The 22333-nt window shown below is 47.3% G+C and carries 20 protein-coding genes and 1 pseudogene; 11 read left to right on the top strand and 10 right to left on the bottom strand.

The features are described 5' to 3' along the window. The first annotated feature begins 2 nt into the window (after positions 1–2). On the top strand, positions 3–2237 hold the full coding sequence (locus J0L70_RS26010) for a glycoside hydrolase family 57 protein (RefSeq protein ID WP_287456425.1): 2235 nt from the start codon (positions 3–5) through the stop codon (positions 2235–2237). 145 nt (positions 2238–2382) lie between these two features. Here J0L70_RS26010 and J0L70_RS26005 read toward each other — a convergent pair whose 3' ends face one another. Together J0L70_RS26005 and J0L70_RS26000 are read right to left on the bottom strand one after the other, a co-directional pair. Then, positions 2383–2757 carry a DUF2513 domain-containing protein gene (locus tag J0L70_RS26005; protein WP_287456424.1) on the bottom strand — a complete coding sequence of 125 codons (375 nt, stop codon included), beginning with the start codon at positions 2755–2757 and terminating at the stop codon, positions 2383–2385. A gap of 129 nt (positions 2758–2886) precedes the next feature. Continuing rightward, on the bottom strand, positions 2887–3657 hold the full coding sequence (locus J0L70_RS26000) for an Rpn family recombination-promoting nuclease/putative transposase (RefSeq protein WP_287456423.1): 771 nt from the start codon (positions 3655–3657) through the stop codon (positions 2887–2889). A 177-nt stretch (positions 3658–3834) separates the two neighbouring features. On the opposite strand from J0L70_RS26000, the gene J0L70_RS25995 reads away from it, so the two are divergent. Then, complete coding sequence (locus J0L70_RS25995) at positions 3835–4740, top strand: cation diffusion facilitator family transporter (protein WP_190652464.1); 906 nt, start codon at positions 3835–3837, stop codon at positions 4738–4740. A gap of 16 nt (positions 4741–4756) precedes the next feature. On the opposite strand, the gene J0L70_RS25990 is transcribed toward J0L70_RS25995, so the two are convergent. The 3 genes from J0L70_RS25990 to J0L70_RS25980 all read right to left on the bottom strand — a co-directional run bounded on the left by J0L70_RS25990 (position 4757) and on the right by J0L70_RS25980 (position 6821). Continuing rightward, positions 4757–5434 (bottom strand): ATP-dependent Zn protease, encoded by a 678-nt coding sequence (locus tag J0L70_RS25990; RefSeq protein WP_190652465.1) that lies wholly within the window; start codon positions 5432–5434, stop codon positions 4757–4759. Continuing rightward, complete coding sequence (locus J0L70_RS25985; RefSeq protein WP_190652466.1) at positions 5431–6237, bottom strand: D-alanyl-D-alanine carboxypeptidase family protein; 807 nt, start codon at positions 6235–6237, stop codon at positions 5431–5433. Before J0L70_RS25985 ends, J0L70_RS25990 begins: the two co-directional genes overlap by 4 nt. Positions 6238–6308: 71 nt before the next feature. After that, positions 6309–6821 (bottom strand): phosphoribosyltransferase, encoded by a 513-nt coding sequence (locus J0L70_RS25980; protein ID WP_017288278.1) that lies wholly within the window; start codon positions 6819–6821, stop codon positions 6309–6311. Between the two features lie 117 nt (positions 6822–6938). Here J0L70_RS25980 and J0L70_RS25975 point away from each other — a divergent pair, with 117 nt between their 5' ends. From J0L70_RS25975 to J0L70_RS25940, 8 genes and pseudogenes are all read left to right on the top strand, one after another. Further along, a complete protein-coding gene (locus J0L70_RS25975; protein ID WP_287456422.1) occupies positions 6939–8372 on the top strand; it encodes an MFS transporter in 1434 nt (477 codons plus the stop codon). 102 nt (positions 8373–8474) lie between these two features. Beyond that, positions 8475–10925: an NACHT C-terminal helical domain 2-containing protein gene (locus J0L70_RS25970; protein WP_287456421.1), complete on the top strand. Its 2451-nt coding sequence runs from the start codon at positions 8475–8477 to the stop codon at positions 10923–10925. A gap of 65 nt (positions 10926–10990) precedes the next feature. Next, the gene (locus J0L70_RS25965) at positions 10991–11185 is read left to right on the top strand and encodes a hypothetical protein (protein ID WP_287456420.1); all 195 of its coding nucleotides are present in this window, start codon (positions 10991–10993) and stop codon (positions 11183–11185) included. A gap of 72 nt (positions 11186–11257) precedes the next feature. After that, positions 11258–11800: pseudogene (locus J0L70_RS25960) on the top strand (Rpn family recombination-promoting nuclease/putative transposase); the annotation flags it as partial. 6 nt (positions 11801–11806) lie between these two features. Continuing rightward, positions 11807–12055, top strand: coding sequence for a DUF4351 domain-containing protein (locus J0L70_RS25955; protein ID WP_287456435.1), 249 nt, complete (start codon positions 11807–11809; stop codon positions 12053–12055). Positions 12056–12292: 237 nt separating this feature from the next. After that, the gene (locus J0L70_RS25950; protein WP_287456419.1) at positions 12293–12940 is read left to right on the top strand and encodes a CIA30 family protein; all 648 of its coding nucleotides are present in this window, start codon (positions 12293–12295) and stop codon (positions 12938–12940) included. A gap of 10 nt (positions 12941–12950) precedes the next feature. Further along, positions 12951–13379 carry a lactoylglutathione lyase gene (gene gloA, locus J0L70_RS25945; RefSeq protein ID WP_287456418.1) on the top strand — a complete coding sequence of 143 codons (429 nt, stop codon included), beginning with the start codon at positions 12951–12953 and terminating at the stop codon, positions 13377–13379. Between the two features lie 63 nt (positions 13380–13442). Beyond that, positions 13443–14918: an iron uptake porin gene (locus J0L70_RS25940; RefSeq protein WP_287456417.1), complete on the top strand. Its 1476-nt coding sequence runs from the start codon at positions 13443–13445 to the stop codon at positions 14916–14918. Between the two features lie 57 nt (positions 14919–14975). Here J0L70_RS25940 and J0L70_RS25935 read toward each other — a convergent pair whose 3' ends face one another. The 3 genes from J0L70_RS25935 to J0L70_RS25925 form a co-directional block, all read right to left on the bottom strand. Next, positions 14976–15866 (bottom strand): hypothetical protein, encoded by an 891-nt coding sequence (locus J0L70_RS25935; protein WP_287456416.1) that lies wholly within the window; start codon positions 15864–15866, stop codon positions 14976–14978. Positions 15867–15980: 114 nt separating this feature from the next. Continuing rightward, positions 15981–16583 carry a DUF1517 domain-containing protein gene (locus J0L70_RS25930; RefSeq protein WP_017288298.1) on the bottom strand — a complete coding sequence of 201 codons (603 nt, stop codon included), beginning with the start codon at positions 16581–16583 and terminating at the stop codon, positions 15981–15983. A gap of 95 nt (positions 16584–16678) precedes the next feature. Further along, a complete protein-coding gene (locus J0L70_RS25925; RefSeq protein ID WP_287456415.1) occupies positions 16679–17323 on the bottom strand; it encodes a hypothetical protein in 645 nt (214 codons plus the stop codon). 115 nt (positions 17324–17438) lie between these two features. Between J0L70_RS25925 and dacB the strand changes: the two genes are divergently transcribed. Then, a complete protein-coding gene (gene dacB, locus J0L70_RS25920) occupies positions 17439–18896 on the top strand; it encodes a D-alanyl-D-alanine carboxypeptidase/D-alanyl-D-alanine endopeptidase (protein WP_287456414.1) in 1458 nt (485 codons plus the stop codon). Positions 18897–18990: 94 nt separating this feature from the next. Here dacB and J0L70_RS25915 read toward each other — a convergent pair whose 3' ends face one another. Together J0L70_RS25915 and J0L70_RS25910 are read right to left on the bottom strand one after the other, a co-directional pair. Then, on the bottom strand, positions 18991–20583 hold the full coding sequence (locus J0L70_RS25915) for an iron uptake porin (RefSeq protein ID WP_190652473.1): 1593 nt from the start codon (positions 20581–20583) through the stop codon (positions 18991–18993). A 314-nt stretch (positions 20584–20897) separates the two neighbouring features. Continuing rightward, on the bottom strand, positions 20898–22289 hold the full coding sequence (locus tag J0L70_RS25910; protein ID WP_287456413.1) for an efflux RND transporter periplasmic adaptor subunit: 1392 nt from the start codon (positions 22287–22289) through the stop codon (positions 20898–20900). Positions 22290–22333: the final 44 nt, after the last annotated feature.

Raw genomic sequence — 22333 nt, 5'->3', positions numbered from 1 at the left:
TTATGCCGTATCCGCTTCACGTCGCTTTCATCTGGCATCAGCATCAACCGCTTTATAAAAGCCGTGGCGATGCGAATTATTATGCTGCTTCTGAGGGGCAATATCGCTTGCCTTGGGTGCGGCTGCATGGAACTAAGGATTATCTTGATTTAATTCTGTTGTTAGAACGTTATCCAAAATTGCATCAGACGGTGAATCTTGTGCCGTCGCTGATCATGCAAATTGAGGATTATGTGGCTGGAACGGCACTTGACCCGTATTTGATCGCGACCGTTACGCCTGTAGAGAACCTCGATCGCGCATCCAAGGAATTCGTGATTGAACATTTCTTTGATGCGAATCAGCATACTTTAATCAATCCGCATCCGCGCTATTCAGAACTCTACGGACAGCGGCAGGAACGGGGACGCGGTTGGTGTCTGGAGAATTGGCAGGAACAGGATTATAGCGATCTGCTGGCTTGGCATAATTTGGCGTGGATTGATCCGTTGTTTTGGGATGATCCAGAGATTGAGGCTTGGTTGAAGCAGGGGAAAGGGTTTACGTTGAGCGATCGCCAAAGAATCATCGCGAAACATAGAGAAATTCTCAGTCGCATCATTCCTCAACATCGCAAGATGCAAGAATCGGGTCAGCTTGAGGTGACGACAACCCCTTACACGCATCCGATTTTGCCGCTGCTCGCAGATACGAATGCGGGACGGGTAGCTGTACCGAATATGACGCTGCCAGAATCGCGCTTTCAGTTTGCAGAAGATATTCCTCGGCATTTGAACAAAGCTTGGCAGATGTATGAGGAGCGATTTGGGTGTGCTCCACGGGGCTTGTGGCCTTCGGAACAGTCGGTGAGTCCTGAAATTTTGCCGTATGTTGCAAAACAGGGATTTCAGTGGTTGTGTTCGGATGAGGCAGTTTTGGGTTGGTCGCTGAAGCATTTCTTCCATCGGGATGAGACGGGAAATGTTTATGAGCCGGAGAAGCTTTATCGTCCGTATCGGTTGGAAACGCCTGCGGGAGATTTAGCGATCGTATTTCGGGATCATCGGTTGTCGGACTTGATCGGATTTACTTACAGCGCGATGGAGCCGAAGCAGGCGGTGACGAACCTTGTCGGACATTTAGAAGCCATTGCGCGATCGCTCAAAGATAAAGCGGATCAACCTTGGTTAGTGACCATTGCATTGGATGGTGAGAACTGTTGGGAGTTTTACCCACAAGACGGTAAGCCTTTCTTAGAACTGCTTTACCAGACTTTGAGCAATGATCCAGATATCAAGTTAGTTACCGTTTCAGAATTCATTGAGCAATATCCACCGACAGAAACGATTCCTGCACAACAATTGCATAGTGGTTCTTGGGTCGATGGAAGCTTTACAACCTGGATTGGTGATCCTGCCAAAAATAAAGCTTGGGATTTGCTCACTGCGGCGCGTCAGACTTTAGCAAACCATCCTGAAGCAACGGAAGAAAACAATCCCGAAGCTTGGGAAGCACTGTATGCAGCAGAAGGATCGGATTGGTTCTGGTGGTTTGGGGAAGGACATTCCTCGAATCAAGATGCCATGTTTGATCAGTTGTTTCGAGAGCATTTAGCAGCGTTGTATCGATCGCTGAATGAACCTGTGCCTGAGAATGTTCGCCAGCCTGTTGAGGTTCACGAAGCTCGTGGAGATCATACGCCGCAAGGATTTATTCATCCGATGATCGATGGTCGCGGCAATGAGCAAGATTGGGATAAAGCGGGACGAATTGAAGTCGGAGGTGCGCGCGGAACGATGCACCAAAGTAGCCCGATTCAGCGCCTTTGGTATGGGGTAGATCACTTGAATCTCTATCTGCGCTTGGACTTTCAGACGGGCGTACAACCGGGGAAAGAGATTCCGCCAGAGTTGAATTTACTGTGGTTCTATGAGAATCGCCCGATGCACAATAGTCCGATTCCGCTCGTCGATTTGCCGGAGCAAGCGCCTTTGAACTATGCATTTCACCATCATTTAGGAGTGAATTTGCTCACTCAGACAGTTTGGTTACAAGAGGCGGGTGAGTATTCGCGCTGGCAGTCACGGGCAAGTCGGGCGCAGGTAGGAATCGATAGTTGTGTTGAGATTGCAATTCCGTGGGCAGATCTTCAGGTGGAGCCGGATTATGGGTTGCGCTTAGTTGTGGTGTTCTCAGAAGGTGGGCGCTATCGACAGTATTTGCCAGAGAATGGAATGCTTGCGATTTCAGTTCCGTAGCAGAATGACTCTAGATGTGACGACATCAAGGCTTTGCGTTTACCTTGCATAACCTGAGTTCGGGATAGGAATTGCCGGAGGTACCGTGGCGAATTCAATTCGCAGAGTGCTGGAAATGTTAATCCGAATTCAGGTTACATGGGAGCTAAAATACGCCAAGAGAGTTCTTCATTAAACCAGAAAGAACTTGAATGAGCACACCGACAGTAACTGAGCCACTATTCTGCTGAACTGTCGCCATTGCTTTATTCCATCTTGTCTCATCACGAGCAGCATCCAGGAATTCGTGTCCTTGCCAAGTTATCCATACCTCTGAAAATCCAACAGGGATAATGCTTGCCTGATTTGTTTGTGGAACGACTTCAACTAACTGACCCTGCATCATAATGTGGATATGATAGATAATCAAACTCCGCGGATATTCTTCTATTAAGCCTTCTACAACACCATTTATGTAACCTGTGTCTTGTTTTTCAAGCTTCAGAAGTATGTTTCTGACTAAATTCATATCGCGTTGCATGTCTCCTAATTCCTGCTCTCTTATTTCTTCGTAAATTGCTACAAGCTACGGGGTTTGTTCAATCTCTTCCCTCGATTGAACAATAGATCAAGTCAGTTGAGCAATTTTCGAGAGCACAGAGCACGATCGCTAGTTCTGCGGAGCATCATTCATTTGTTGTTGAAGGTGTTGGACTTCTTCGATCGACAAACCTGTTCCACGTGCAATTGCTTCAATTGGAAACCCTTCACGCAGGAAATTCATCGCAATTTCTCGTCGATTTTGCTCTTTTCCTTCTGCCAAGATTGAACGATAAACAGAGGATTCCTGCATAATGTCTCTCCGTAATATGCGATAAATAATGCCATCCTCTAATTTTAACCCGGCGAGAATAGCTGAGGTGGCAATTAGGTTCGCTTGTGTAGCAAGGTCTGGAATCTGCTCGATCGCTTGTGCTGCTTGCCGTAATGTTGATTCTGGATTTAGTGTCTGTCCTAGAACCGCAAAAGGAATTAGACCAGGATATTGCAAGAATAGATCATTCGGCTGCTCCCACAAACGGATGACATCAAATTCGTGGCGCGTACGTTCCAAGGTAAAGTCCGTTTTGTGAACGAGGTCAGATGCGGTTTGCTTGAGATAAATCACGACTTGACGCATCGTTTTTGTTTTATCTCGTCTGTATCCTCGCCCGCGATAATCGAACATTCTGAATGGAATATCTGGGTCAGGACGGGTTTGAAATTCTAGGTGCAAAATCACGTTGTCTGACTCTAGTAGAATCAGAGCATCAGCGCGAATTGGGTCAAGTGAAAGTTCTGAGGGTTGAATCTCAGTTAAGATAACGGGTTCTCCAAGTAACCAACTCGCAAAGTCCGCTGAGAAGTTTTCAGCTAAAAAGCGACAAGCATCGTCGTACATTTTTCCGGTCTATAAAGCAATACAAATATACTGTACAATTGCGTTTCAAGCTAGTCTAAAAAGAGCGATCGCGCTTTCCACTCACACAATCAGCATCTCTTCATTGCAGGCTGGACATCTGAATAAACGTTCAGATATTCTGAAAGCAGTCTTTGAAGGTTGAGCCGCAGCATTCTAATGCATCATCATCACCATCACGATCATTCAACCGTTCGATACGATCGCGCTTTTCTCATCGGTATCGTTCTCAATTTAGGCTTTGTAATGGCTCAAGCGACGTTTGGTTGGTTGACGAATTCTCTCGCTTTACTCGCGGATGCGGGACATAATTTAGGCGATGTTTTGGGACTTGCGATCGCTTGGGGCGCATATACACTGGCACGTCGTCGTCCCACGAAACGTCATACTTACGGACTGCGGAGAGCTTCGATTCTCTCACCACTGATTAATTCTAGTTTGCTGCTCAGTGTGACGGTCTTTATTGCGATCGAAGCGATTCAACGCTTGATTGATCCGAAGCCTGTCGAAAGTCTGACCGTGATAATTGTCGCTGCGATCGGGATTTTGGTGAATGGTGCAACGGCTTTGATGTTTCGGAAAGACCATCAGCATGATGTGAATGTGAAAGGCGCATTTCTGCACATGGTTGCAGATGCTTTAGTTTCGGTGGGTGTGGTCTTGAGTGGGTTGATCATCACTTTGACTGGGTGGCAGTCAATTGATGCGATCGCAAGTATGGGAATTGCAGTCGTGATTGGAATCGGTGCATGGAATTTGCTGCAAGAGTCGCTCAGTTTGGCATTAGATGGTGTGCCTGCAAATGTAGATTTACGAGCGATTCAAAACTATTTACTAGACTTACCCGGAGTCGGCTCAATTCATGATTTACATGTGTGGGCACTGAGTTCAACAGAACCCGCTTTAACAGCACATCTCGTCATGCTGGCAGGCGTGCCTGGATCGGATTTTCTGGCTCGGATTTCTCACGACCTGCACGATCGTTTTGGAATCGAACACAGTACGATTCAGATTGAGACAGGTTCAGCTTTTCTGCCTTGTATGCAGAGCGATTGCGGTATGTAGAGCCTAAACACGGCAATTAAGCTTGGTCTTGAATCGCTGAATAACATTGTTCGATCGATTGATTCTCCTGCAAAGCAACGACTAACGCATCGTAGGCGGATTGATGATTTTTCAAGAGATCTTTCGCTCTCAAAATAGATAAACGCTCCCGCTGAGGCAATTCTGACGCAGGAATACGTAATTTCGTTAAAGTCTCACGGAATTTCTGGCGATCGTCTGCGCCCCCTTCTGAATTGCCATACGCTAATTGCTCTGCCGCAATTCCTGCCATCCAGACCGTACAGTAACGCTCAAGCAATTGGGATGAGAGCTTGCCTTGCTGAAGTTCCGCTTCTAATTCCTGAGTGTCAAACTGCACACCGCCCAGTCCGGCTTGCCCTTGGCGAAACGCTTGCCACGCATTTAAGGTATAGCCCACGACCGGAATTTGCAGTTGTTGAGCAACAAGAAAATGTCCCGCTTCATGCCGCAGAACGCGATCGCGATGAGCCGGAGAAAACCGAGCAAGCCAATCGAGGCAGAGTGTGCCAAACTTCCCTTGCCACTGAAATGAATCCAGCGTTGCAAGTCCAAGAATGCTAAAGGTTGCGATCGCAGGAATCGCAGGCGAGAAATTCAGCAACGGACTGAGCAAGGTGCTCATCGTCATCGTGAAAATGCCGATCGCAACGAGATTCAATGCAGTTTGATTCATGGATTTGGGGTAGGCGGATTTTCTTGCTTGAATTCTTTCGCTCTGTAGAAGGTTTCTAAGCTTTGCTTATCCCCTACAAATCGCCAATGCCAAGGCTCATAAGTCACGCCTTGCTTGTTTCCCTGGGGAAAAGAGAGTTCAAAATTAAATCTTGTTGCATTGGCAGCCAACCAGCGGTAGGCAGGAGTCTTATCGAAATCTGGACTGAGATTTACCGCTGGAACCGTGCCATCGCCAATATCGATCGCGTATCCAGTGTGATGTTCACTATATCCAGGCGGCGCACTGACTAAAGCACGCTGTTCTGGGGTCTGTGCCCGTTCTGCTTTGACATCAAAATAAACTTGCTGCTGTTCTTGAAGCGATCGAAATCCAGAAAGCGGATTGAGAATTACACCTTCGGCATTCGCTGCTGCCACCATCTCTTTGAAGGCTCTAGCAGCAGGAGTTCGCATTTTTATTCCGCCATCAGCAGAAACGGCTTCGAGGTCGTTTAGCGGTGCTTCGGGATAGGCAAAATGATTGAGAAGTCTCCCATCATCCGGAGATTTTGCGTCACTCGGCTGTGGGCTTTCCGCGACAGGAGTCGGACTGGCAATGCTGCGACTCAGCCACCATTGATAGGCAAGCCAACCGCCTCCGGACAGTAGCGCGATCGTCACCAGTCCGCCTAGCCATAGCCAAAACTTCGAGCCAGACTGAACCGGAGGCGCAATCGGAGATTCGCGCTCAGCAATCGGAATGTCATCAAAAGACGGTGCTTGATCTTGCGGAGGTTTTCCCGGCTGACTGGCATTACTCAAGAGGGGCGCTCCTCAACTCCACGGCTCACAGTATTACAGAATAGCAATAATCCGGGATTGCGATCGCAGCGTCATTCCACTTTCTCCAGTTCCAGCAGATCAGAGGGCTTCATATCCTCGTATTTTTCAAACGGCTGGTGAATCCAGGGATTATCCGCCAAATAATCGACGTAATAGTCAGGCTTGATCACCGAGCAATCTTTATACCAGAGAACCCCGGTGCGCATTTCTTCGATATAGAAGCCGTAATGCTGTTTGAGCCAAGGAATCGTTTTTTGCAGCGTCACACCCGAATCAACGAGATCATCCACAATTAAAACGTGGCTACCCAGATTCAGAGTCGTCATACTGAGATCTTTGGAAAAGACTAACGCACTGCGCGATCGCGATCCACTCCGATAGGAAGAAGTAGACAACACTGCCAAAGGCACATCAAACATGCGAGAGAGGAGATCTCCAATCCGTAATCCGCCTCTAGCTAAACAGACAATCTGATTAAATTCCCATTCAGATTTGTAGACCTGAAGGGCAAGTTTCTCGATCAAGCGATGATAGTCTGACCAACTGACATAGAGATCCGACATAGAGTTGAGGATGAATTATAGAGTTGAGGATGAATTAAGTTTTTCTGCGACTTGTGCGATCGCAGCCGAAGCCGAAGAAAATAATACAACTTGTTAACCCGGCTTGTGCGATCTGTTATGAACAATTCTGCTAATGAATCGGTCTCTGAAAAGCTTAACTTAAAGACGAAGGTGGCGTATGGAGCAGGGGATTTAGGACCTGCAATTACGGCAAATATTTTAATTTTTTATCTGTCGCCTTTTTTAACCGATGTCGCAGGACTCAATCCAAGTTTGGCAGGGCAAACGCAGTTAATCGGAAAAGTTTGGGATGCGGTGAACGATCCGATGGTCGGGGTGATGAGCGATAAAACGCGATCGCGCCTGGGTCGTCGCTATCCTTGGATTTTGGCGGGTGCGGTTCCGTTTGGGTTTTTCTTCTTCTTGCAGTGGATTGTGCCGAAGTTTAGCGATAACGCAGGTTCGCAGCAGTGGGGATTGTTTTGGTATTACACGTTTATTTCGATCGTGCTTGGCTGGCTGTATACAGTGGTGAATTTGCCGTATACGGCGATGACTCCTGAAATGACGCAAGACTATGACGAGCGCACCAGCTTGAATAGTTTTCGATTTGCATTTTCAATTGGGGGCAGTATTCTGTCGCTGATTTTAGTCGGCTTGATTAGCTCTAGATTTCCAAATTTGAGTGACCGCTATGTTGCGATCGGGATTGTGTGCGGTGTTTTGTCGGTGTTGCCCTTGTTTTGGTGCGTTTGGGGGACATTCGATCGCATGAAAGCGGTCGGATTGCAGCATCCAGAGGCGGAGATGCCTGTGTCGATTCCGATCGTGCAACAGCTTAAAATCGCGTTTAGTAATGGGCCTTTTCTGTTTGTGGTGGGAATTTATCTCTGTTCGTGGCTGAGTTTTCAACTGACAGCAGCGATTATTCCTTACTTTGTTGCAAGTGTGATGCGGTTGAATGATGCTTGGGCAGTACCGAGTGTCGTTTTAGCTGTGCAATTAACGGCGATGCTCATGCTTCCTGTTTGGAATCAATTGAGTCATCGGATTGGGAAGCGAGGCGTTTATTTTGCAGGCATGGTGCTTTGGATTATTGCTCAAGGTGGCTTGTTCTTTTTGCAACCGGGACAAATGACTTTGATGTATACCTTGGCGGTGATGTCGGGGTTTGGGGTGTCGGTGGCGTATTTGATTCCGTGGTCGATGTTGCCGGATGTGATCGAACTCGATGAGTTGCGGACGGGACAGCGGCGCGAAGGCATTTTTTATAGCTTTGTGACGTTTTTGCAGAAGGTTTGTTTGGGAGTTGCAGTAGCAGTGGTATTGCAGCAATTGGGGAATGCGGGATATGTTCCGCCGACTGATGCAGTTCCTTTGCCTGTGCAGCCGGAGAGTGTGTTGTTGGCGATTCGATCGTCGATCGGACCTGTGCCGACAGTCGCTTTGCTGATTGGCATGGTGTTGACGTATTTCTATCCGATTACAAAAGACGTGCATACTCAGATTCGATTGCAGTTGCATGAGCGGAAGCGCGCTCAAGGGGAATAGTGAAATGTGCGATCGTAAAACCAAAACCCGGTCGCGGATAGAATTTTTTGATTTTTCTCGCTAGAGTGTGAGACATTAAACGACTCTTTGCTCTGACAGACGATGCAGCCGATCGAGATTTTCATTTCCTACGCCCGTGAAGATGAATTGCTGATGAAAGAGTTGGAGAAGCATCTCAGCAATCTGAAAAACCAAGGCATCATTCGAGGTTGGCATAATCAACAGATTCCGGCGGGGGCTAAATGGGCTGAACAGATTGATCATTATCTCGAATCAGCTCAAATTATCCTGCTGCTGATTAGCCCGGATTTTCTGGCTTCTAGGAAGTGCTATGAAGTTGAACTCAGACGGGCAATGGAGCGACATAAGGCAAAAGAAGTGATCGTTATTCCGGTGTTACTGCGTCCGGTAGATTGGCAAGGTGCGCCATTTAGTAAATTACAAGCATTGCCGCAGAATGAGAAACCGATTAATACATGGGAAAATCAGGATGAGGCGTTTCAGAATGTGGTGACGGGGATTCGTTATGCGATCACATTTCCGCATTCAGATGTTAATGAGATCGTTCAAGAAGTTCGCCAAAAGATTAGCCGTGATATTCAAAAACGCTGCGGCACGATGCGCGTGTTGGATATGGAGCAACCGATTACGATCAACTCGATTTACACAACTGTCAATATTCTAGAAAAGCTCACGGGGAATCGACGGCGCAGTATTGAGCAATTGCTCGAAGGCTTTAATTCTGAAGACTTCGATCGCTTTAGTTTCGGGAGAATTCAGCAAAAACGGATCCCCGGATTAGCAGCGGTTCAGAAACATGACAAGCTCCTAATTTTAGGCAAGCCAGGGGCAGGAAAAACGACATTTCTCAAGTGGTTAGCACTGCAATGTCAGGCGGGACACCTGTATGAAAACCGCGTTCCAATCTTTGTCACATTGAAGGAATTTGCGGAAACAGCAGGGCGACCTAACCTAACCAAATTTATTGCAAGACAATTTACTGAATGCGGAATTGAGAAGGCTGAAGTCGTCACCCAGATTTTACTAGAGGGTCGATCGCTAATTTTGCTCGATGGATTAGACGAAGTGAGGGCGGAAGATCAGAACCACATCTTAAAGACAATTCAGCAGACTTCTCGACAGTTTGATGGCAATCAATTTGTCATGACCTGTCGGATTGCAGCCAAAGAATACACGTTTGAGAAATTTACAGAGGTCGAAGTTGCTGATTTTGACACAGAGCAAATTGCTGACTTTGCTTTCAAGTGGTTTCAGCACAAAGATCCAACTAAAGCAACAGAGTTTCCAAAAGCATTAGGAGCACACCCAGGTTTACAAGAACTTGCAACGAATCCCCTCTTGCTTACCCTACTGTGCTTAGTCTATGAAGAACAAGCTGGATTCCCAGCGAACCGGGCAGAACTCTACAAAGAAGGCTTAGATGTCTTGCTGAAAAAGTGGGATGGGAAGCGAAACATCACGCGAGATGTCGTGTACAAACAGCTATCATTTAATCGAAAAGAAGACTTACTGAGCCAAATTGCTTTTAATGCGTTTATGCGAAGCGAGTACTTTTTCAAACAGAGATTTGTTGAGATGGAGATTCAAGACTACATTCGTAACTTACCTGATGCAAATCTTGACCCTGAAGCGTTGCAACTTGATAGCGAAGCGGTATTGAAATCGATTCAGGCGCAACATGGCTTACTCGTTGAACGAGCACGCGGAATCTATTCATTTTCCCACCTTACTTTTCAGGAATACTTTACCGCTCGACAAATTGAAAAATCTGATGGAGATTTCACAAATATTGTTTGTCATATCATCGAAAAGCGCTGGAGAGAAGTCTTTCTGCTTACAGTCGGGATGCTAAGAAATGCAGATAAGCTCCTATTAGCAATGAAACAAGAAATCGACAGCCTTCTGTTGAAAGATGAGAAACTCCAACAATTTCTCGACTCGGTTGCACAAAAATCCTGTTCTGCTAAGGCGCTCTACAAGCTAAATGCAGTTCGAGCTTTTTATTTTGAATATGCCCTTGGTTTCAACCGTAAACAAGGCTACGTACTCAACCGTGAACATAGCCTTGCATGTGCTCTTGATGATGCTATCGCTAAACTTGATCGTATTCTCAGCTTCGACCGTAGACTCTATAACCTCAACCATGCCTTAGATGACGATCGTGCTCTTGCCCGCGTCATTGTTCTTTCTCTTGCCCGTGACTCAGATCTTGATCGGGACTTTCAGCAAAGGCTTCAGCGACTTAAAGAGGAAATTCCCTCAGTCAATAATCCCGAAAAATACAAGCAATGGTGGAAAACCAATGGATCAACTTGGACGAAGCAGCTTAGGATTATCATGCTTCAGCATTTCAATATTGGACACGATTGGCAATTCACTGACGTACAGAAAGACCTCCTCCAGGAGTACCACAATGCTAACCGTCTCCTCGTCGCCTGCCTCAGCAGCGATTGCTACGTCAGCCGCAAAGTCCGCGAGGAAATCGAAGCGACCTTACTGTTGCCCTACAATCGCTCCGGCAGCAGCACCTGACCCAAGCCAAAGACGTAACCTCGAGACTTTGGAAATGCGATCGACTCTCTCAGACGCGCAATTCGATGGATTATGCGATCGATTGGATTGTGAAATGCGATCAGAAATGGCAATTAGAAATGGCGATCGTGAATGTGGAATTGTTGCTGCGTTTTATTCGGCTTCAGCCCCCTAAATCCCCCATTCTGGGGGACTTTGAGCAATTGGAATCGGATAAATTTAGCGATCGTGCTTCATCAATTCATGCGATAGTACATTGACCGAATGCTATCCAAGCTATGCGCCGAGATCCCCTCTTCTATAAAATCTTCCAGTAGTCGCCAGATCTCCTTTTTGCCCTCATTCGAGATCGTCCTGCCAACGCCGCCAACTATCGCTTCGATTCCGTTGCCGTCAAAGAACCCAAATTTGAAATCGACGGCGTATTCCTACCTCCCGAATCCGACGAACCCGGCATCGTCTACTTCTGCGAAGTCCAATTCCAAAAAGACGAAGAACTCTACGAACGTCTCTTCAGCGAATCCGCCCTTTACTTCTACCGCAACACTGCCCGCTTCTCAGACTGGCAAGCCGTCGTCATCTATCCCAACCGCAACACCGAGCAAACCAAACTACACCCCCATCGATCGCTCCTCAATGGCGAACAAGTCCACCGCATTTTTCTCGACGAAATCGGAGACATCGAATCGCTTCCGCTTCCAGTCGCCGCACTCGTTTTGACCATTACAAAAGAAACCGAAGCCCCCCAAGCTGCAAAAACCTTACTGTCCCGTATCGAACAAACGCCATTAACACCCAAGCAAAGAGACGACATAATAGATATCGTCACCTCCATTCTGGTGTATAAATTTGCAAACCTAAGTCGAGCAGAGGTCAGAGCCATGATCGGACTGAATTTGTCTGAAGAACCCCGCGCAATTCGAGAAGCTAAAGAAGAAGGGCGGGAAGAAGAAGCTGTTATCCTACTGACTCGATTCTTAAGCCGCCATTTTCAGCAAGAAATTCCTGAAAGCGTACGATCGCAACTCACCACCTTATCTCTTCCAATTCTCGAAGACCTCAGCGAAGCACTATTCGACTTCACCAACCTGGCAGATTTAGAAAATTGGATCGCAGAACGCACCAATTAACGCAATTCTCAATGCCTGCATAAATCCAATACCGCAACGTGAACTTCAACATCCTCAGAATTCACAAGCATTGGATCGAAAGCACGATCGATAAAATCAACGCACCTATCCAGAGACTTCTTTGCTTTAGTCTCGTAATTTTTGCAGCATCAGGAACAAATGAACGAATCGAGACCTCGATCGAGGATCAAGATTTCGTCGCTAGAGTAGGGAAAGCCTCTTCATTTGGTGAATATTATGGCTCAGTGGGATCTTGGTCGATTTGTGCAAACATTAGAATATTTTGAAGCGATACCCGTCGTTAGCTGGCTACAAAACATGTTTCAACCACGCCCCAAACCTTTGACCTCAAATGAAACTGTTCTCTTCGACTTCAACGATTCAGCAACAGATTTGAAAAATACTTGGGGGGCACTTGATGATGTCGTGATGGGCGGTGTTAGTAATAGTGGCATCCGTCTTGAGGGGGGTGTTGCTGTTTTTACAGGCAATGTCTCGATCGAGAATTCTGGCGGATTTGCTTCGATTCGGACACGCAATTTTGATCCACCTCTTGACTTATCTAATCAATCCGGAATTGAGTTGCGGATCAAAGGCGATGGCAACCGATACAAATTTCTGATTCGAGACAGCGACGGTTGGGATAGTACAGGCTATTCCTATTCGTTTGATACTGTAAGCGGCGAATGGATGACAATACAAATTCCTTTTGCTCAGACGATTCCAGTTTTTCGAGCCAAGACGGTTCCTAATGCGAAACTTTCGTCTAAACATATTCGATCGTTGCAACTCATGCTGAGTAAATTTGAATATGACGGAACGTTGAATCCGAGATTTAATCCTGGAACATTTCGTTTAGAAATTTTGTCGATCGCTGCCTACTAGGAGAAAGTTGATGCGTTTATTACACACGATGCTACGAGTTGGAAACTTAGACGAATCGCTGAAATTCTATTGCGACACGCTTGGAATGAAACTCTTACGCAAAAAAGATTATCCCGGTGGCGAATTTACTTTAGCGTTTGTCGGCTATGGCGAAGAAGCAGATCACACCGTCATCGAACTCACCTACAACTGGGGAAAAGAGCAGTATGACTTAGGTGATGCTTACGGTCATATTGCGATCGGGGTCGATGATATTTATGCAACCTGTGAGGCGATCGCCGCGCGTGGTGGAAAAGTAACGCGGCAACCTGGTCCAATGAAACATGGCTCCACTGTAATTGCGTTTGTCGAAGATCCAAATGGGTACAAGATCGAATTGATTCAGCTCGGAACACAAGGATCAGCTTCAGAGCGAAAAGAGGCAACCGCGAACGCTTAAAGCGCGCTTGGGTTCAGAGGGCTGCTATAACTAAGTTTGGCAGCCCGTCTGAGGAGTGAGTCTGTGAAAGAGTTGAATTGGATCTGTATCGGTATAATCCTTGCAACCGTTGCTTTGCCAGCGCGATCGCAGCCCGTTTCCGATGAGCCGAGCGAGCCAATGGAGCAAGTCACGACTGTTTCAGAATTAACCGATATTCGTCCTAGCGATTGGGCATATCAAGCGGTTAAATCCTTAGTCGAGCGTTATGGAATTCTCTCCGGCTATCCAGATCGCACCTTTCGCGGCAATCGTCCTCTGACTCGGAATGAATTTGCAGCCGCGATCGCAAATGTCATCGGTCGAATCGAAGAACAATTAATTGCAGGCAATTCAGCCAATACGATCGCAGAAGATATGCAAACGATTCGCCGTGTGGTTGCCGCCTATGGAGAAGCCTTATCGCAGCTACGATCGCGCGTTGATGACCTGGACAATCGGACAGCTACAGTCGAACGTCAGCAATTTTCGACAACGACAAAGCTGAGCGGGCAAGTTTATTACGGTGTGACGAATGGTACAAATGATCAGGCAACATTGCTGTCTCGCGTGCGGTTAAACTTACTCACCAGCTTTCAAGGGAACGATGTGTTAGTGACGCAACTCCAAGCCGGAAATGATGGGCGAGATGCAATTTCCAAAGCACACGACGCGCGGCAAAACTTACTAGGAACGAATGGAATTTTGGCAGACGGTGGCGGACTCGATGCTGTCGGAGTTCCGCGTGAATTGAGGGTTCGTAAACTCTACTATTCATTTCGCCCTGCTGAGAATTTGCAAGTTTCAGTCGGATCAAATTTACCACCTAGCGATTTTATCGATCGCAATCAATTTGCCAATCAATCCGGGCAAAACTTTGGATCGAGCTTTTTCGCGAACAATCCTTTGATTGTGCAGAATGAAATCGATCGCTTTGGGGGAGCTGGTGCGGCAATTGCTTGGAATGCGAATCGAGCATTGGTGATTCGAGGACTGTACGCTGCTGCCGATTCTGCAACCACAGGATTGTTTCAAGACCGCTATCAAGCCAGTCTCGAAGCTGAATATACGATTCCAAATCAACCGATCACCGTTCGCGCCCAGTACACTCATGCTGATATTAATGGCACGCAGATCAATGCGGCTGGTTTAAGCGCAGAATGGGCGATTCAAAGGCGATTCGGAGTGTTTGGAATATTTGGGCGATTGGGAATTGGGAGCTATGAAGGCTTTAACTCCATTCTCCAACAAGATTTAGACCTCAATCCAAAAACTTGGGCGTTAGGGGTTTCGTTTCAGAACTTTTTAATTCCCGGATCGAAAGCTGGACTTGCTGTTGGACAGCCATTTATTAGCGATCGCTTAGGCAATAAGACTCAGACGAATTTTGAAGCATTCTTTGGTCTGTTGCTCAACGATCGCTTGAATATCAGTCCTTCTGTTACGGTCGTATCGAATCCGAATAATCGGGCGAGTCCGACGATTTTAGAGTGGTCGTTGCGGGTGTTGTATGAGTTTTAAGTTGGTCGTGAATTGCATTACGAAAAAGCCCCCGATAATCGAGGGCTTACCAAATCTTTAACGCCTTCTGCCGCTACCGAACGACGAACGAGATCGCGTTCCGCTGCCAAATCCACCTGGGCGATTGACTCGGCTTGGAGTGGAGCGATTCGATCGACGAAGGGTGCTGGTTCCGTATCCTGATCCGGTTGGGCGATCGCGGTTAATCGACGGACGGCGCACGCGCGGATTATTCAATCCTGGAGAACCGATTCGACCCGTTGAACGGAAGACTTGTCGATTTCGTTCAACCACAGGCGCAGAGCGATAGCGTTCTTGGTAGCGATTCACCGCTTGACCGTAAGAAGAACCATAACCACCAAATCCTGTCAAAGGCACACCTGGCTGATAGAAGGGCGGCACATAGTACTGAGGACGGAACAGTAAACTCCCGATCGCTTGACCTGCTAAAGCCCCTGCAAACGGCGACCAGAAACTCGGCTCTTGGCGCACAACCACCGTTTCAGTCCGACCCGTTTGGGGATCAGTGACATTCTCGGTAACGTTATGGACGTACTCAATTTTGAACTCTTCAGGAATATGCAGCGACACTTCCCCATTTTCAGACTTGAGGTAAGCTTTTTGACCTGCTTTTACCTCGTCTGGAGTCAATTGAGCTAGCTTCAAATTCTCAGTTCTAAACGCCGAATTGACTCCAGCAGGCGTATCTCTGAGAAGAACCGTATACTCGCCTGTGCCATCATCAAACGTGGCTTGCTGAACCCCAAACTGACCATTGGGCAATTTTTGATCCGCACGAGTGGTTGCAGCGGGGCGATCTTGCGGACGTTGAGGATCGCCTAAAGAAGAACTGCTACAGCCAACTGCAGTCCAACATAAAGCTACCGACATAGAGAGGGCAAGAAATTTTCGCATCATCGATCGAGCGAGGTTAATGGAGATAAACATGGGTGTTTCAGTACCGTTCTAGAGTCTCAGAGGTGGGGGAGTGGGGAGTGGGGGAGTGGGGAGAAATTACCTTTTGCCCCGTGCCCCTATTCCCCCGTTCTTTACCTTCCGATTCTAAAGGGGAATCAGTTCTGGAAAAAATTCTATAAGCTGATCGGTGCTAAGTTCGTCACCCAAACGAGAGGGAGAGAAATGAACTTGAACGGCTCGGAGACGTTCTTGGTAGTGCAAATTGATGATCGCTTTCAGTCCAGCTTGCAGTGCCCGCAAATCCGCTAAATCCGTTTCGAGTTCAGGAGCTTCTCCTTCTGCTGCGATCGTAATCATCACGACCAAATTCTGCGTGACGGGTAACGTCAATTCGTCAGGTGAGGTTTCCGCACTTTCAAGCTCAGGGGCACTGAGATAGCGTTGAGCCGAATCGGTAAATAATTCGTTCACGTAGTCGCCTGCTTCGCCTTCATCCCGAATTGCATCGCCTTCATTGGCGGCAGATCGCCAGTAGGTTTGGTACTGCAATAAACTTTGACAAATTTCAACTAACCCTTCGCCGAGGGTATGTAAATCGCCCTCTGACGCGATCGCATCTCGACCTGCTTGGTTCAACACGCCTAACAATGGCGCGACTTCATCCCCCGCCAAATGGATAAAAATACGGCAGACGACAAAGCGACTTCTGCCTGTGAATTGATTGAAGCGATCGCGCCATGAACTCATAATCAATGCGTCCCCAGTCTAAAATCTTTCAGAATGATAAACCGCCCTAGAAACAGAAATTTCTATCCCAGGTTGAAATCTTTGCACCTGGGAGATTAGCTAATCGAAATCGGTACATTGCGAAATACACGGACATTCGGAATATCAAGATCAATGCGATCGAGCGTATCAGGAACTCGGAGCGTCACCGAAGTGTTCAGGCTCGATCCAGGACGCAAGTTGCTTAGACTGATGAATTGATTATTAGAGGCGGGTGTCTGAATGACTGGATACTGCTCATTTGTGCGGGAATTGAGCGCGATCGCATTGGCAAGATTGATAGTCGGAGCCGCAGTGACTGGGCGATCAAGCCGACGCACTTGCAGTTGAATCGTGGCTGAATTCGACGAGCCGCGCGTTGCAGATAACAGTTCAACCTGAGCGGAACGGTCTTCAGTCGGTTGGATAAATTGACCCTGTGTAACCTGCTGCGGTTGGGACAGAAAAGGCAACAATGGACGGCTTACAGACGGATTCGACGATTGCGGTTGAACAGAAGATTGCCGTCTGACTTGAATCACCGCGTAGGCACTGAGAAAAAATGCAATCAGCGATATGAGTAACGCTAACCCTGAGAGAATATCGCTCAAAGGGGTGCCGGAATTTTCATGCCGCATCGGCGGGCTCGGGCGATCGCCAAGTGGACGATCGAGATCTGACTCCTGCATTTTCCGGGGTCGAAGATCACGTTCTTGCACCATAATGATCACTCTTTGAAGATTGTGCTTCAATTCTATTGGTGAAAGATAAACTTCCGCACTGTACTAAGGGGAGATTTCACCGATATCTACCGTGAATTGTTGTTGCAAAATCGTCATGACCGTGTTCTCTCAGCGATTGATTATTAGTCTACTAGGATGGTTTTTTCTGGGTCTGACAGGGTTCACGACAAGTTTGCGTGCCGAATCGGGGGCAATTTGCTCGCAACAATTAACTCCGCAAATTGATGCGATCGTCAATCGTCCAGAGTTTGCCCGATCCAGATTTGGGGTGATGATTCAGACGCTGGACAGTCGCCAGACGCTTTATCGCCGAGATGCCGATCGCTTTTTTATTCCGGCTTCTAATATGAAGCTGTTCACGACGGCGATCGCGCTGAAAGAGTTCAGTCCTAATTTTCGGATTCGCACTTCGGTGTATGGTACGCCGACTGCAAATGGATGGCGGTTACGATTAGTCGGGCGAGGCGATCCGAGTTTGAGCGATCAACAGTTGAAAGAAATGGTGCAGCAGTTGAAGCGGCGCGGGATTCAGCGAATTGCAGAATTGACGATCGAGGATAGTTATTTTGGACAGGATAGTTTGATTTCCAGTTGGGCAGTCGGAGATATCCAAGCGCCTTACGCGGTGCCTGTCAATAGTTTGATTTTGAATCAGAACAGTTTAGGCTTTCAGGTGATACCGCAAGCAGTCGGACAACCGTTGCAATTAAAATGGGACGATCCAACGCAGGCGCAGTACTGGCAAGTCGATAATCGCTCTCGAACGGTCGAGACAAAGACCAAAGAATTTTTGCAAATTCAGCGAGATTTGAGCCAGCCGATTTTGAAAGTCGAGGGGCAGTTGCAAGTTGGAGCGAAGCCCGATCTCTGGGCGATCGCGGTTCCGAACCCGAACCAGTATTTTCTGCGGCAGTTGGTGCGATTTCTTCAGGAAGAGAAGATCTCAGTCGCGCGATCGCAGATTAGCGATCAAGCAATGCGACCGTTTGGAATTGAGGTTGCAGGAATTGATTCGCCGCCTTTGAGTGAATTGGTGAAAGAAACGAATACGAATAGTAATAACCTCTTTGCAGAAGCACTGCTGAGGACGATTGGAGCAAAGAACCCACAGGCAGAGGGTCGCACGGTTTTAGAGAAAGGGCTAGCAACTGTCGCTGTGCGATTAAGCCGTTTGGGTATTGAATCGAACGAGATTGAACTCGAAGACGCAGCCGGATTGTCGAGAAAAAATTGGAGTACACCTGCGGCTTTTGTGAAGTTACTCCAAGTCATGCTCCAGCAACCAGAAGCAAAATATTTTCGAGAATCTTTAGCGATCGGTGGAGAAACCGGGACATTAGCAGGTCGATTTCAAGATCATCCAGCAAGAGGCATCACCCAAGCCAAAACTGGAACTTTAACCGGAGCAACAGCGCTATCTGGGTATATTACTCCGCCCCGTTATTCCCCGATCGCATTTAGCATCATCATCAATAACGCACAAGATTTTACAGCCCAACGAACTGCAATCAGTGAAATTGTGGCAATACTAGCACGATTGAAATCTTGCTAAGTTGAATGATCTTGATGCAACAGCGATCGCATTCATTTCCCCACTCCCCACAATCAACCTACTGAACTACTAGCACGGATGAATTGAAATGGTACTAAAACAGAAATGTTCCCCGTAAAGTTCCAATCACAACGTCAGGATTTTCATTAGATTGATTCGGTGCAGTTAACCAAATTAAGCCCCCTGTAATAGAAAGATTATCCGTCAACTGGTGCTTGTAAAAGCCTTCAACACGGAATGGGAAGGCTTGCTGGAAAGGAACACGTGCTCCATCCAGATAAAATCCTGTAAGATAAGGCTCAACTCCTAGTACGATCCCGCCCAGATTTCCTTTTTTCCCTAGGTCTGGAAATGCGAATGCTAGTGCATAAGACCAGGTGTAATAGTAATCCGATGATCCTCTAGGAATCGTAAAATCGCGACCATTTGTTGTCGTCACCCATCCATTGATCACAAGTCTGGGACTCACCCGAAAGGTTGCCGCGACTCCAAAAGAATTATTGTAAGTGTCCTCAGGAACAAAAGTATTGGCAGTCGTCAGTTTTGTTCCTGCAACCTCAGCGAAATTCGTGTTAGAAATTGCTGTGAGGTAGGTGTAATTGTAGGTCAATCCCAATGAGAAGCGATCGCTAGGCGTTATCGTCAATTGTGCCAGTGCTGAAAAGCTTCCATCTAGAAAGCCTCCATACTGACCTGGGAAATTACCTGTTCCGTTTGCTAAGTAGCCGAGAGAGAATTCTAAGACTCGATTGAGTTGAGTCGTAATGCCAACGCCCGAACCAAAACTACTGCCCATTCGGTAGATTGGACTACGTTGCCCAAAAGTAGAGAGAGAGCCATTGCCCCCATCAAAGTCTTCAAAGTAAGGATTTAAAGTAGGTACATAATCTGCATGTTCCCCTCCATTCGCAATCACAGCCACTTTCGTTGTCTTTCCAACGGGAAAGCGATAGAGAAGAGAACTGAGATAAATGGCTCCAGGGGTCGCTGTTGGGTTTGGAGAGATAGAGGGAACACAGCAGCTTTGAGTGTTGGGGAAAGGACGGATGACATTAAACGTTTGGATGCCTTCCCGATTTGGAAAGCCAGGTTGAGCTGCGATCGTAAAGCCAGGAATATCAAAGTTACCGGATTGAAACCGGAGTCTGAGTAGATCTGTGCCTGAAAAACTGGTGTCAAAGTTTAAGCGTACCCGATTCGCAAGAACAGCATTTTGAGTTGGAGTGGTATCTGATGTCGCTTGAGTGACGCGCGTTTGATTATCGTCGCCCGTCAACACATCCGTCAGTGCGAAGATGACTTCACCCGTGAGTTTGGTCGTTGTCGAAAATTGTTGCTTTTCGAGTGCTAGAGTCCGTTCTTCTAGTTGACCTACCTTTTCACGAAGCATTGCAAGCTCTGCTGCAAAATCTTGCTGAAGTCGTTGGAGTACAGTTAGATCCTCTGCCCGTACTAAGTCAGCCGCTGCTGTTTCAAGTATCTGATTCAATCGATTGATGCAGGCGTTCAATCCCGCAGCAAATTCGTAACGAGTCAGTGCTCGATTGCCTTGAAAATTGCGATCGGGATAACCCTCTATGCACTTGTAGCGTTCCGCCAGAGATTGTACCGCTTGAAATGCCCAATCAGTAGGCTGAACCTGGGAAAGTTCTGATACGGCAGTGATCGAATTCAGGGATGAAGACATGTCTTCATTTACACTATCTTCCGACGGCTGCTCAATTGGTGCGGCTAGAACTGAAGGAGAAAAAGCGATGCCAATACTTAGAATAGCGAATAGAGGAAGCCACATTTAAGACCAAGCTCCGTGAATCAATACTGAGAAAACCCCACAATTAAAACACAGAAACAAGAAAATGAACGTTGTGCAAAATTGCGTCAACTTTCGTGCGGCTTGAACAATTGTCATTGCTGCTCAGTTTGGGTTCGGTTTCTCCCTGGAACGCTTTGGAATCTCAACGATCTGATCAATTTTGTGCTCATCCGGTGCTTTATCGATCGCTAACGTGACTTCACCAGTGTTCCTGTTGTGATTTGTTCATTCGGATGCAGGATCACTGTTTCTCCAGCTTGTAAACCTTTTTGAACTTCTGCTTCAAAGGTGCTGCGCTGACCAATCTCAATCGATCGTTCTTGGGCTTTGCTATCTTGAACACTAAAAACACACCAAGCTTGGTCACAGCGAAACAAAGCACTCAATGGCACTTTCAAAACATTTGGATTCTGCCAAACGACAATTTGCACATCTGAACGATAGCCATCACCGAGCGATGCAGGCGCATTGATAAAATCACCAATAACATTGACGCGCTGTTCTTCCACACCCAAGGCAGAAATTTTAGTAAATGCTGAAGGCTCAACCTGACGAACTTTCGCTTTGAGCATTGGCATTCCCGCTCCCGCTTGGACTAAGATCACATTTTCAGGTTTGATCCTCAAAGCATCGGTTGATAAGACATCAATCACAATCTCTAATTTTGAGATATCTCCAATTTCGAGCAATGGGGTTCCAGCCGTGACGGATTGGGCGCTTTGCTGCAAGAGTCGTAAGACTTGACCACCGCTTGGAGAACGAACGGATGTGCGATTCGCTTCATCTTGCAGTTTTGCAAGATCTGCTTCGATGCTAGCAATCCTCGCATCATATACTTTCAGCAAATAGTCTGGATCTCGCTGTTCGGCTTGTAAAACGGTGAGTGCTGCTCGTGCAACATCGACCTCAGCCGATGCTGCTTTTGCGGCGAGTGTCGCACTCTCTAGCTCTTTGGCTCTTGTAATTTCAACGAGTTCTGCATTTTCGCGATCGCGTCGAGAAATCACCCCGGACGCTGCCATTTCTTGGGCACGTTGGCGATCGCGCTGAGCTTGATTGAAGGCTGCTTGTGCTTGAGCCACACTGGCTTCAGCTTGGCGTTGAGTCGCGATCGCGGCTTGAATCCGTGTTTGTGCTTGGGCGAGTGTTGCAGATTTCGGTCTTTGCGTTGCAACTCCTTCTTGCTGAGCACGCGCTTCTGCGAGTCGTCCCAACGCTTCCTGAACGGGTGCAGTTAAGGTTAAAGGTTCAATCTGAGCAACAATTTCGCCAGGTTGAACAGCATCGCCAGCTTTAAGCTGAATCCGGGTTAAGCGACCACTAACAGGTGCAGAAATGACAAAGCGATCGCGAATCCGAGTTTTCCCTTCAGCAGCGACGCTCACGTGTAATTCGCCGCGTGTGACTGCACTGGTTTCAACCGCGATCGGAGTGGGACGAAATGCCCAAACGATTGCCGTGAAAGTTGCGATCGCGGCTCCCCCGTAAATGAGCCACCGGGATTTTTTCTTTGGAGAATGCGGAGATAAGTCTTCTCTCAGGTCTGACGCAGGCTGAGTTGTCCGAGGGAGCAGCTTCATGGCAATCTACCAACACTGACGTTTCCAGAGTAAAGAAGAAGTTT

The sequence above is a fragment of the Leptolyngbya sp. UWPOB_LEPTO1 genome (assembly GCF_017302695.1).
GTDB classification, from domain to species: Bacteria; Cyanobacteriota; Cyanobacteriia; order Leptolyngbyales; family Leptolyngbyaceae; genus Leptolyngbya; species Leptolyngbya boryana.
This window is presented reverse-complemented; position numbering and strand designations above follow the sequence as displayed.